Source organism: Pantoea osteomyelitidis (assembly GCF_044342975.1).
GTDB lineage: Bacteria > Pseudomonadota > Gammaproteobacteria > Enterobacterales > Enterobacteriaceae > Pantoea > Pantoea osteomyelitidis.
This window is the reverse complement of record NZ_JBGFSN010000006.1, coordinates 112,617-124,925: the sequence shown is the minus strand read 5'-3', so window position 1 is coordinate 124,925 and position 12,309 is coordinate 112,617. Positions and strand designations below refer to the sequence as shown.

Genomic DNA, 12,309 nt, shown 5'->3' with positions numbered 1-12,309 from the left:
CGTATACCAATCGTATATGTAAAGCATACGTATCTTATATCGTTGGTAAATTGCCAACACCAGGGTAAGTAATCAGACGACACCGGGAGTTAAATAGTGAATAGAATTAGCATGTTAGCAAGGGTGGTTGTTGCAGGATGTCTCGCCAGCGCCTTGTTTGGCGCGGCCGCCGCTAATGCCAGATCGCTGGATGAGATCATGAAATCCAAAACGTTGATCGTGGGCGTTAACCCAAATCTTCCTCCGTTAGGGGTCTATGACGATAAAAATCAGATCTCTGGTTTTGATGCGACGGTAGCGAAAAAAATCGCCGACTCAATGGGCGTGAAACTTGAACTGGTTGCGGTCGGCTCAAATGACCGTGTGCCGTTTATCATGTCAGACAAAATTGATGCGGTGATGGGCGGTATGACGCGCAATGATGATCGTATGAAGGTGGTGGATTTCACCGATCCGGTCAACACCGAAGTACTGGGTATCCTGACCACCGATAAAAAGCCATACAAAAAATGGCAGGATCTGAATGATCCTTCTGTGAAGCTGGTTCAGGTACGCGGCACCACCCCAATCAAATATATTCAGGACAATATTCCCAAAGCCCAACTGTTAATCCTCGACAACTACCCGGATGCTGTTCGTGCTATCTCCCAGGGTCGTGCCGATGCACTGATTGACGTGCTCGATTTCATGTTGGATTACACTAAAAAATATCCTACCAAATGGCATATCGTGGATGACCCGATCGAAGTGGATTACGACTGCATTGCCGTCAGCAAAGGCAACACCGCACTGCGTGAGAAGTTAAATACGGAGATCGCCACGCTGCATCAATCAGGCTTTATCGGCACCAGCTGGAAGAAATGGTTTGGTCACGCCATGCTGCATGATCCTACTGCCTCGCCGACGAAATACTGAGTTTCGTTCTGATTAAATCGAGCGCCTTCAGGATCTGGGGCGCTCTTGCGTGATAGAGCGTTGTTTTGATGAACCTGAATTTTTTCCCCATTCTTGATCAGTTGCCCTACCTGCTGGGCGGAGCCTGGATTAGCCTGCAACTGGCGGTGCTGGCTTTCGCCTTTGGTATGGTGATTGCGATGGTTTGCACCAGCATCCTGCGCTATGGTCCAAAGTTGGCAGGTAAATTTATTAACGGCTATGTGGTGTTTGCTACTAATACCCCGCAGCTTGTACAGATTTATTTTCTGTTTTTTGCCTTGCCGGAAGTCGGCATTTTGCTCTCGCCGTTCAATGCGGTGCTCATAGGCGCTACTTTCAATGCAGGTGCCTATTTATGTGAAATCCAACGGGCCGGTTTTGATTCGGTGCGTCGTATGGAAATTGAAGCCGCAGAGGTGCTGGGGTTCTCGCGTATCCAGATCATCCGTTACGTCATTTTGCCCCATGTGATTAAAGTGATGTTCCGGCCGCTTTCTAACCAGTTCATCGTTATGACCCTCGGCACCTCAATGGCTTCCATGTTTGGCGTCGAGGAGCTGACCGGACGCACCTATAACCTGAGTTCACAAACGTATCTGTCAGTAGAATCCTTCTCCGTGGCCGCCGTTATTTACATTATGATCACTATTATCGCCACCTTTGCCCTGGCAATTATGGGTCGGTTTCTTTTCCGCACCAGGACAGGGGGACTTTAATGAACTATTTCGACTGGTCAGAAATTACCGGCCTGTTTTCCTATTACAACCTGTTATTACTCTTACAGGGTCTGGGGATCACGCTAGCGCTGTCGGCGTTGGGTTGTCTGATTGGTTTTCTGGCAGGTTTTATGCTGGCAGTAACCATCCACAGCAAAGCAGCCATCCTGTCACCGCTTCGTAGCGCAGTGCATATCTACTTCTTTATTTTCCGTCGCATTCCCTTTCTGGTGACGTTATTTCTGGTGTTCTTTATCAGTCAGTATTCCGGGCTGCGTTTTTCGACCTTTACCGTAGCGCTGATCAGCGTCTGTATTATCGCCGCCGCCTACCTTGGGGAAATCATCCGCAGTGGGCTGGAGTCCGTGCATCATAACCAGTGGGAAGCCGCAGAGACGCTCAACTTTTCTTACCTACAGACGCTGCGCCATGTGATCGTTCCGCAGTCCCTGACGGTGGTAATTCCGCCCACCTTTAGCTTCTTCGTTATGTATATCAAAGACACGACACTCGCTTCGCAGATTGGCGTGATGGAGCTTACATCCGCCAGTAAGATTCTGTCAGATAAAGGCTTTTCGGCCACGCTGGTCTATGCCGTCGTCCTCATATTGTATTTCATTGTGTCTTATCCGCTATCGCGCCTGGGTAAGCGTCTGGAGAGAAAAATTGCCACAGCTCGACATCATTAATTTAAAAGCCGCCTATAACGATCAGCCCGTTCTGGAGAACGTCACTTTATCGGTTGAGAAGGGTGACATCATCAGCCTGATTGGGCCTTCCGGTTCCGGTAAAAGTACCTTACTGCGCGTGCTGATGGGCTTGCTGTTGCCGAAAGAGGGGCAGGTTATGCTGGAAAATAATCTGGTGGATTACGCGAATAAAAGCGAATTACGCCAGCTGCGCGAGTCCATCGCGATTGTGTTCCAGCAGTACAACCTGTTCCAGAATATGACGGTACTGGAAAACGTGATGATCACGCCAACCAAAATTAAAGGTTGGCCTAAAAAGCAGGTGGAACAGGATGCACGTCGCCTGCTGGAGCGAGTTGGACTCTCTCATCGCATCAACGCCTACCCGGATCAACTCTCCGGCGGTCAGCAACAGCGCGTGGCGATAGCCCGTGCGCTGGCACTGAAACCAACAATTTTGCTGCTGGATGAAGTGACCGCCGCGCTCGATCCCGAGATGGTCAACGAGGTGCTCGACACCATCCGTGAATTGGCTTCAGAAGGGATCACTCTGTTTATCGTTTCCCATGAGATGAGTTTTGTCCGGGAAGTGTCATCAAAAGTGGTGTTTATGGCTGACGGCCAGGTGGTTGAGATCGGTTCACCAAACCAGGTTTTTGACGCGCCGACTCATGAACGTACACGCCAGTTTGTCAGCAAAATATTACGCCACTAGCCCCAGGAATATCATTTGAACGCCCATATTTTTAGCCAGATAAATCCCCCTCAACGCCTTTTAATGGGGCCTGGCCCAATCAATGCCGACCCGCGAGTGTTGCGTGCTATGTCGGCACCCCTGCTTGGCCAATATGATCCGGCGATGACGGCTTACATGAACGAAGTCATGATGTTGTATCGCTCGGTGTTTCGAACCAATAACGACCGGACACTCTTAATCAACGGCACATCACGTGCTGGTATTGAAGCGATTCTGGTCTCTGCCATTCGGCCTGGTGACAAGGTACTGGTGCCGGTGTTTGGCCGTTTCGGTCATTTACTGTGTGAAATCGCTCGTCGTTGTCAGGCAGAAGTGCATATCATCGAGACGCCGTGGGGTACGGTGTTTACCCCCGATCAGATTGAGGATGCAATAAAACGAGTCCGACCTACTCTGTTATTAACCGTACATGGCGACACCTCAACCACCATGCGCCAGCCCATGGAGGAATTAGGTGCGATTTGCAGGCGTCACAATGTACTGTTTTATACCGATGCAACTGCCACCCTTGGAGGCAACATAGTCGAAACGGAATTATGGGGCATAGATGCCGTTTCGGCCGGGATGCAGAAGTGTCTTGGTGGTTCTGCCGGAACTTCGCCCATAACGCTGAGTGAACAGATGGCTGATTACATTTACCGTCGGCGACATGTTGAAGAAGGGATTCGGGATGCCCTCCATCAGGATGGGGAAGAAACCATCATTTCCTCCAACTATTTTGATTTGGCCATGGTCATGGATTACTGGGGGAGTGAGCGGCTTAACCATCATACGGAAGCGACGACTGCGCTTTACGGCGCACGAGAATGCGCTCGATTAATATTGCAGGAGGGTCTTAATGAGGGGATCGCGAGACACAAACTGCATGGCGACGCTTTGCGTTCAGGAATTGAAGCGATGGGGCTGGAAATTTTCGGTGATCTTCAACATAAAATGAATAATGTGCTCGGCATTCACATCCCTGACAGCTTACATGACCAGCAAATACGTGAATGCATGCTGAACGATTTCGGCATCGAAATTGGAACATCTTTCGGCCCTTTAAAAGGCAAGGTATGGCGTATAGGCACTATGGGATATAACGCTCGTAAGGACTGTGTCATGCAGACTCTTGCTGCTCTGGAGGCAACAATAAACCGCCATGGTTATAAAACCATTCAGGGTGCGGCAATGGAAAGTGCATGGCGTGTATATGACAACCATAAAAAATCTTAATTATCAATGGATTTACTAAATCTATCCGGCCCGATTTATAACAGCGCTTAGGGAATGGGCTGATAGTGAGCTTATTCACTCTGATTTGAATGATATGAGAATGTAATATTTATGTCCCCTCATCGATTACCTAATAAGAGTAGAGAGGGAGGTAAATCAGAAAAATATCTGACTTTAAGGAGAATAAGTAGTGCAAGTCCAATACAAGAAGGCATGGTTAAAAACACTTAACTTCACCCATAATTAAATAAATAATATAATGCCATTTATTTAGGGCTGGCCTGAATAAATGGCAATTTGACGATAATGTTTAATTATTCAATTGCAGTGAACGGGCCCCTCAGATGCTAACTTTTTGGTGAGCGATTTATAGAGTGCGTCCACCCTGGCCGCGATTAACAGCAGCCCGCCGCTGAACCCGGCGCTGGCCGATCTTATCGGCCTGTCATCCGCCGCCAGCCGGCAGACGATGCGTTCCTTTCTGAATATCGTACCGGGATACTCGCCTTCAGCTTCCTGCAGAGCTGCGCCTGGGGCAGCCTGCGCCGTCACCACGCAAAACTATGACCGACGCGGGGGTGAGCGCCTGCGCAAAACAGCTGACAAGCTAAGTTTTTTATTCAGTAATATCGTGATACCTCATAATCATAATGCGGTATTTCGGGTGTTTTACCTGAGATGACATCACTCAGAAGCTGGCCTGAGCCGCAGGCCATGGTCCAGCCCAATGTCCCATGCCCGGTATTCAGCCACAGGTTACTCAGATGAGTACGCCCAACTATCGGCGTGCCGTCTGGCGTCATAGGGCGCAAGCCTGTCCAGAACGTTGCCTGTTCAACGTGACCCCCTGTCGGATATAAGTCTCTTACCACCATCTCCAGCGTTTTTCTCCTGGCGGGAAGCAGTGCTTTACTGAACCCTGCAATTTCGGCCATTCCTCCAACGCGGATACGATTATCAAATCGTGTAATGGCTATTTTATAGGTTTCATCCAGTACGGTTGAGGCGGGCGCGCCTTTTTCATCTGCAATCGGGATGGTCAGAGAGTAGCCCTTCAGCGGATATACAGGTATTTGTATCAGGCCCTTAAGAAGCTGTGTGGAATAGGAACCAAAGGCAAGAACATAGCCATCTGCCGTCAGCGTTTCATTGCCGCACTGAACCCCCGTAATCTTATTATCTGAGGTGACGAGCCTGTCCACGGTCTTATTGTAGAGGAAATGTACTCCAGCCTTTTCGGCCATCGCTGCCAGCTTTTGAGTGAACAGCTGGCAATCACCGGTTTCATCATTTGGCAGCCTTAACCCACCGGTAAGCTTGTGGGACACCTTCGCCAGTGCGGGTTCAGCCTGTGCCAGCTGGCTGGCCTTAAGAAGTTCATACGACACTCCGGCTTCCCTGAGCACAGCAATATCTTTGGCAGCGCTCTCATACTGCTGTGCTGTCCGAAACAGCTGAAGGGTTCCGCCCTGGCGGCCTTCGTACTGAATACCGGTTGAAGACCTGAGCACCTTAAGACAATCCCGGCTGTACTCAGAAAGGCGCACCATTCTGCTTTTGTTTTCGGCATAGCTTTTTGGATTGCAATTTTTGAGCATTTGCAGCATCCACGCCATCTGAAAACCGGTCCCGTCCGGGCGGATGGATAAGGGGGCATGCTTCTGAACCATCCATTTTACTGCTTTAAAAGGGATGCCAGGCGCAGCCCAGGGGGCAGCATAACCCGGAGAGATTTGGCCGGCATTGCCCGCACTTGTGCCAAGGGCAGGACCCGCTTCACGCTCAATCACGGTCACATCATGTCCTTCCTGTCGGAGATACCACGCTGTTGCGACACCGACAACACCACTTCCTAATACCAAAATCTTCATTACGCTGTTTCCTGAATGTTGTTAACCGGTTGACCACGCTGTCTGGCAGTAAAAAATGTTAATCATGTTTAAGCTGTGTCAGATGTTCAGCTTTCCAGCACCTGACGGACTGGCCATGCTCTAATGGCCTGAGCAATTGCGGAGTACGGCAGGCATCGGTTGCATGGGGGCAGCGCTCCCGGAAATAACAGCCTTCAGGAAGCTTCCGGTTCCCCGGTAGTTCTGTGTTTCCAGGTGCGCCATCAAGCTCCATACCGATGCGCGGTACGGACTCCATCAGGAGCCGGGTATAGGGATGACGGGGAGAGTCGAGAACCTGTTTGGCCTCTCCAACTTCAACAATCTGACCGAGATACATCACCGCTACGCGATCGCTCATGTGACGCACAACTGAAACGTTATGAGATATCAGTACGTAAGTGAGATTTTGCTGTTTCTGTAATTCCACCAGAAGATTGAGGATCTGCGCCTGAACGGAAATATCCAGAGCTGAAGTGGGTTCATCCAGAACCATGATATCTGGCTGGCCTGACAGGGCCCGGGCTATGGCAATACGCTGACGCTGCCCGCCCGAGAAGGCATGTGGCGGCCTGTCGAGGTATTCCGGGTGGATGCCTACTTTTGCAGCCAGCGACTCAGCGAGTGAGCGGCGTTCTTTTTCTGAGGTTCTGGACTGTATCCATACGGGTTCGGTAATTGAACGCCATACCGGCAGACGTGGATCGAGCGAGGATAGTGGGTCCTGAAAAACCATTTGCATGCCACGTCCCAGCCAGGAGTTCGGTCCCCGGGCGAGCTCAAGCTGGCCGGTCGTCGGTTTAAGCATCCCCATCAGCAGCTTAGCCAGCGTACTTTTTCCGCAACCGGACTCTCCCACAATACCCAGGGTTTCACCGCGCAGAACAATCATGTCCAGACCGTTTAACGCATGAACACGCTCGGTAACTTTGCCGCGCCAGTTGGCTTTAGCAGGAAAATTAACGTGAACGTCATTGAGTTTAAGTAAGGATTCAGACATTTGCGTCCTCCTGTTGAGGATACCAGCAGGCTACCTGTCGTTCTGAGTTCACTGAACGTCGCAATGAAGGCTTGTCGCTACAGGCTTCCCCGGCTGCAAAACAGCGATCACGGAAGGCACAGCCAACCGGTAATTTAGCGAGATTGGGCACAGTGCCCGGTATAGAGGCGAGTTCTGAACGGGGCTCACTGCCGTCGGGTGTACACTCAAGCAAACCGGCAGAATAAGGATGCAGGGGCTTCGTCAGCACGGTGTTAGTCAGCCCACTCTCAATAACAGACCCGGCATACATCACATACAGCCTGTCGCAAACCTGCGACACCACAGCCATATCGTGACTGATAAAAAGCACGGCCGTTCCGGTAGATCTTGCCTTTTGCTTAAGCAGTCGAAGTACCTGACGCTGCACCGTAACGTCCAGCGCTGTGGTAGGCTCATCAGCAATCAGCAAATCAGGATCGCAGGAAAAGGCCAGCGCAATCATGACGCGCTGGCGCATCCCTCCCGAGAGCTCAAAGGGGTATCGGTCCATCACATTTGCAGGATCGGCTATCTGCATATCGCTGAGTAATTCAACCGCGCGCGCACTGGCCTGTTTCTGGTTTAGCGAGCGATGCTGTCGAATAACATCGACCATTTGCTTGCCGATACGGCGGGTAGGATTCAGGGCTGTCATGGGCTCCTGAAATATCATTGCGACTTTGTCGCCACGCATTTCACGCATCTCAACTTCGGAGGCGTTGAGCACATCTCTCCCCAGAACTTCAAGCTTGCCGCTGTTTATCTGATAAGTGTCCTGAGGAATAAGGCGCATAGAAAGCATTGCCGTTACCGATTTACCGGAACCGGACTCACCCACAACGCCAACGATTTCACCGCGATTGATGTGCATTGAAACATTATTTAAAACACTCACCTCACCCTGATAAATCGGGAAGCTGAGCCTTAAATTTTCAATCGTCAGAATTCTGTCTTTCATCAGTTACGCCCCCCGGTTTTTGGATCGAGCAGGTCCTGTACTCCGTCCCCGAAAAGATTAAATCCAACAGCGGTAATCAGAATTGCGGCACCCGGAAACAAGCAGTACCACCACTGATCCAGAACGTAATTTCGACCAATGGCGACCATTGCGCCCCATTCCGCGGTGGGTTGCTGCGCCCCCAGCCCAATGAACCCTAACGTCGCGGCCATCAGTATTGCACTGCCGATGTCCAGTGAAGCCTGAACCACAAGCGGAGGCAGGGCATTTCTCAGAATATGCCAGCTGATGAGGTGCCAGCGGGATGCACCAAAGGTTCGGGACGCCTCTACAAACGTGTGCTGCTTAACAATCAGAGTTTGCCCGCGAGCCAGTCTCACATAAAACGGTATGCGTACAATGGCGATTGCCAGCATGGCATTAAACAGGCTTGGTCCTAATGCAGCAGCAAGTGCCATCGTCAGTACCAGGGAAGGAATTGACAGCATGATGTCCATAAGGCGCATGATAAACGCATCACTTCTGCCTCCCAGCACACCTGACAGGCATCCCAGCAGCGAGCCGCTGATGCCTGCCAGTAAAACCACTGCCAGTCCCGCCGCGACGGATTGCTGGGTGCCAATAATAACCCTGCTGAACAGGTCCCGGCCCACTTCATCGGTGCCAAACCAGTGAGCCGCACCTGGAGCCTGAAGGCGTTCGGCCAGGTTTATCGCATTCGGATCCTGCGGCACAATCCAGGGTGCAAAGACCATCAGCCCCAGCATCAGGATAATGATGGCTCCGCCAATGACTGTCAGCGGACTCTTGCGTACCATCCAGAACCGGCGCTTCCATGCCATAAGACGGGGATTAACCCGGGTATTAACAGGCTGTTCCTGCGTTAACATCATTTTCAGGCTCCCCGACCCATTCGCGGGTCAATCCACAGATAAAGAAGATCGACGAACAGATTCACCAGCACGTATGCAAACGACACCACTATGGCGAACCCCATGACAGCCGGAAAATCCAGCGCCTGTATGGAGGAAACGACATAAGCACCCATGCCCGGCCAGGCAAAGACCGTTTCAGTCAGCACCGCTCCATACAAGAGGTCGCCCAGTGCAAGGCCCAGTACCGTCACGGAAGGGATCAGTGCATTAGGTAGCGCGTAACGCACCACGATCGTGAATTTCGTCAGCCCACTGGCGAGCGCGGTTCGTATATAGTCTTCGCTCAGTTGCTCAAGCATTGCAGAGCGGATTTGACGGGCCACAATGCCAAGATGAACAAAGGCAAGCGTAGTGGCAGGCAAAATCAGGTGCGTCAGGGCATTAAAAAAGACGTCCATATCGCCGCTGAGAAGCGAATCAATGAGATAAAAGCCCGTGACGCGCGCAGGCGGATCTAACCAGTCATCGAGTCGTCCACTGCCGGGCAGCAGGCTGAGTTTGCCGTAAAACAACACGATAACGCCCAGTCCCAGCCAGAATGCCGGAGTGGAAATCCCCGTGAGCGCAAGCAGGCGCACCAGATGATCAAGCCAGCGGTTTTTGTAAACAGCTGAAAGCACGCCCAGTGGCACGCCAACAATCAACGCAATCAGGAGGGCACAAAATGCCAGTTCCAGTGTTGCCGGGAAAAAGGCTTTCAGGTCTTCAAGAACGGGACGCCCGGTGCGGATGGACATGCCGAGATCGCCATGCAGAAGCTGTTCCACATACCGGATAAATTGCTGCCACAGGGGCAAATCAAGCCCCAACTGCTGACGTATATGTTGCACAATCTCATCACTGGCGCGATCACCAGCAAGTAAACGTGCCGGGTCGCCTGGAATAAGATGCGAAATAATAAATGTAATAACGCAGACGCCGGCAACGACCAATAGTAGTCCCCAGCTACGCTGTCTTATTAAACTCCAGAAGCTCATGCTTGTTTCCTCAGCAGGGTCAGAGCTGACCCTGCAAAATAAGGACTGATTAAATTATTCTTTGCTCATGCCTGAAATATTAAATATCTGTTCAAGCATGGGGTTAAACACATAACCTTTTACATCCTTATTCATACCGACCTGATAATTCTTCTGGAATAAATAAACGTATGCAGCGTCATCAATGACCGTTTTTTGTGCCTGCTGGTAGAATTTAGTACGCTCAGCCTGATCGGATGTTGACACGGCTTTCTTCAGCAGAGCATCCACCTGCGGATTTGTATAGAACGATCGATTACCTGGCAGCCCTTTTTTATCAGTTTCAAACCAGTAGTTCATGAACATATACGGGTCAGCGAAGTCCGGGCTCCAGTTGCCAATCGCGATGTCGTAGTCACCTTTACCAATGCGTTCACGCATCGTGGCATTAGCAAGTTTTTCAAGTTTCACGTTAATACCGAGAGTCTGGAGGTTCGCCTGCATGGATAATGCAATCGGCTCCCAGTTAGGATCGTTATCGGAATACAGAAACGAAATTGTTTTGGGTTTGTCAGCGACCTTACCCAGTGCCTCTTTCGCTTTATTTAAGTCAAAAGAATATTGCATTGCGCCAGCATCATAGCCCCACATGCCTTCAGGAATTGGTCCACGCATCTGCTTCCCGTTGCCGCCCAGAATGCCCGCAACCATTCCTTTATAATCCGTCGCCCAGGAAATGGTCCGGCGTAAATCCGGCTGATTTAACGGCGCTTTGCTGTTATTCAGATAAAGATAGGTGACACGAAGTGCCGGGTAATCATATACAGCGACTTCCCCCTGTTTTTTCAGCGCCGCAAACTGATCTACGGGCAGGGAGTCGGCAATGTCCAGGTCACCTTTTTCCAGCTGAAGGCGACGTGCCGAACTTTCACTGATGATTTTCACCGATACGCGCTTAAAGGAGGGCTTATTTCCTGCAAAATGCGGGTTGGGCACCAGTACGAGCTGCTGCCCCTTCTGCCAGCGTTGCAGCATATAGGCGCCTGAACCTGCGGTGTGTTCTGCCAGATAGCCACGGGCATCATCAGCAGCATGCGCTTTCAGAACTGCCGGGTTAATGATAGATGCGCCATCGTTTGCCAGCGTGTAAAGAAAAGGCGCGAACGGATTGCTAAGCGTAAAGCGAACCGTCTGAGGATCTACCACCTCAACCTTAAGCCCCGCAGGAAAGGCTTCGGACGGGCCCTGCTTGATACGCATCAAACGCTCAAATGAAAGCTTTACGGCTTCAGCCGTGACGGCCGTACCATCATCAAAAGCAGCACCACTGCGAAGCCTGAAGGTCCAGACTTTACCGTCTTCTGAGCTTTTCCAGCTCTCGGCCAGGTCGCCTTCTACATCAGTGGAACCTTTGCCATTCTCAGTTTTGTATTTCACCAGTCGCTGGTAGGCCGGATAGGTGACGGTCCAGTCGTTATTATCAATCGTAACCGCCGGGTCAAGAGTTTGTGGGTCGGCGGCTTTGCCGATGACCAGCATATTTTTCGGTACTGCAGAGAGTGCCGGGACCGCAACCGATGACAACGCCGCTGCGATCAAAAGAGGCAAAAAGGCCTTGGGTGCTGTGAACTTCATTTTCATGGTAATACTCCGTCAGTCTGGGCCGGGGAAATACAGGTGAAAACATCGTTAATGAGCGGATAATCCGCTGCTTTTGGTAATTCAAAATGCCACCACTCTGTCGCGATACCGGTAAAGCCCCCGCCAAACATAACCGCGTTTAAAAGAAGCCGGTTTCGCTGAAAAGCCTGAGCAAGTGATGGATGATAGGGATGTGATAATTCGTCCATTTCGTCAAAGCCGGTGCCCATATCAAGAATTTGCCCGTCTGCATCCATCAGGGTGACATCAATGGCTGTTCCCCTGGTATGATTAGAACCCTGTGAAAGAGGGACGACATAGTCCTGGTCAGGACAGGCATGCCACAGCAGTTCCTGGGCTTTTTGTGGTCGGTAAGCATCCAGTACGAGTAAAGAGAACCCGGCCACACGGGCTATCTCGATACTTTTTCCAAGCGCAACGGCTGCATCAGCGTGAAGCAAACACTTCGCTATGCTGTAAATGGGCTGACCCGTAATGTTGTCTGATGTGGCGTATTTCATATCAATATGCAGCTGGGGAAATTTCTCTGCGACATCGATGAGCTGTGTTTCCTGAATCATTATTGATTCCCTGTT

At 50.9% G+C, this 12,309-nt stretch carries 12 protein-coding genes; 5 read left to right on the top strand and 7 right to left on the bottom strand.

Going from position 1 to position 12,309, the window contains the following annotated elements; all coding sequences use genetic code 11:
* Positions 1-96 precede the first annotated feature (96 nt).
* From ABU178_RS16640 to ABU178_RS16620, 5 genes are all read left to right on the top strand, one after another.
* Entirely contained in the window at positions 97-915 is an 819-nt protein-coding gene (locus ABU178_RS16640) for a transporter substrate-binding domain-containing protein (RefSeq protein ID WP_397216909.1), read from the top strand.
* Between the two features lie 68 nt (positions 916-983).
* On the top strand, positions 984-1,652 hold the full coding sequence (locus ABU178_RS16635; protein WP_397216952.1) for an amino acid ABC transporter permease: 669 nt from the start codon (positions 984-986) through the stop codon (positions 1,650-1,652).
* Complete coding sequence (locus ABU178_RS16630) at positions 1,652-2,341, top strand: amino acid ABC transporter permease (RefSeq protein WP_397216907.1); 690 nt, start codon at positions 1,652-1,654, stop codon at positions 2,339-2,341. Before ABU178_RS16635 ends, ABU178_RS16630 begins: the two co-directional genes overlap by 1 nt.
* Entirely contained in the window at positions 2,319-3,056 is a 738-nt protein-coding gene (locus tag ABU178_RS16625) for an amino acid ABC transporter ATP-binding protein (protein ID WP_397216905.1), read from the top strand. Before ABU178_RS16630 ends, ABU178_RS16625 begins: the two co-directional genes overlap by 23 nt.
* 63 nt (positions 3,057-3,119) lie before the next feature.
* Positions 3,120-4,313: a pyridoxal-phosphate-dependent aminotransferase family protein gene (locus tag ABU178_RS16620; protein WP_397216950.1), complete on the top strand. Its 1,194-nt coding sequence runs from the start codon at positions 3,120-3,122 to the stop codon at positions 4,311-4,313.
* Positions 4,314-4,933: 620 nt separating this feature from the next.
* On the opposite strand, the gene ABU178_RS16615 is transcribed toward ABU178_RS16620, so the two are convergent.
* From ABU178_RS16615 to ddpX, 7 genes are read right to left on the bottom strand one after another with little or no spacing between them, the layout of a single operon-like run.
* Positions 4,934-6,184, bottom strand: coding sequence for a D-amino acid dehydrogenase (locus ABU178_RS16615; protein ID WP_397216903.1), 1,251 nt, complete (start codon positions 6,182-6,184; stop codon positions 4,934-4,936).
* 58 nt (positions 6,185-6,242) lie between these two features.
* On the bottom strand, positions 6,243-7,202 hold the full coding sequence (locus ABU178_RS16610; RefSeq protein WP_397216901.1) for an ABC transporter ATP-binding protein: 960 nt from the start codon (positions 7,200-7,202) through the stop codon (positions 6,243-6,245).
* Positions 7,195-8,181 carry an ABC transporter ATP-binding protein gene (locus ABU178_RS16605; protein WP_397216899.1) on the bottom strand — a complete coding sequence of 329 codons (987 nt, stop codon included), beginning with the start codon at positions 8,179-8,181 and terminating at the stop codon, positions 7,195-7,197. Before ABU178_RS16605 ends, ABU178_RS16610 begins: the two co-directional genes overlap by 8 nt.
* On the bottom strand, positions 8,181-9,074 hold the full coding sequence (ddpC, locus tag ABU178_RS16600) for a D,D-dipeptide ABC transporter permease (protein ID WP_397216897.1): 894 nt from the start codon (positions 9,072-9,074) through the stop codon (positions 8,181-8,183). The genes ABU178_RS16605 and ddpC overlap by 1 nt, the downstream gene beginning before the upstream one ends.
* 2 nt (positions 9,075-9,076) lie before the next feature.
* Positions 9,077-10,093, bottom strand: coding sequence for an ABC transporter permease (locus tag ABU178_RS16595; protein WP_397216895.1), 1,017 nt, complete (start codon positions 10,091-10,093; stop codon positions 9,077-9,079).
* 54 nt (positions 10,094-10,147) lie between these two features.
* Positions 10,148-11,713 (bottom strand): ABC transporter substrate-binding protein, encoded by a 1,566-nt coding sequence (locus ABU178_RS16590; RefSeq protein WP_397216893.1) that lies wholly within the window; start codon positions 11,711-11,713, stop codon positions 10,148-10,150.
* Positions 11,710-12,294 carry a D-alanyl-D-alanine dipeptidase gene (ddpX, locus tag ABU178_RS16585; RefSeq protein ID WP_397216891.1) on the bottom strand — a complete coding sequence of 195 codons (585 nt, stop codon included), beginning with the start codon at positions 12,292-12,294 and terminating at the stop codon, positions 11,710-11,712. Before ddpX ends, ABU178_RS16590 begins: the two co-directional genes overlap by 4 nt.
* Positions 12,295-12,309 lie beyond the last annotated feature (15 nt).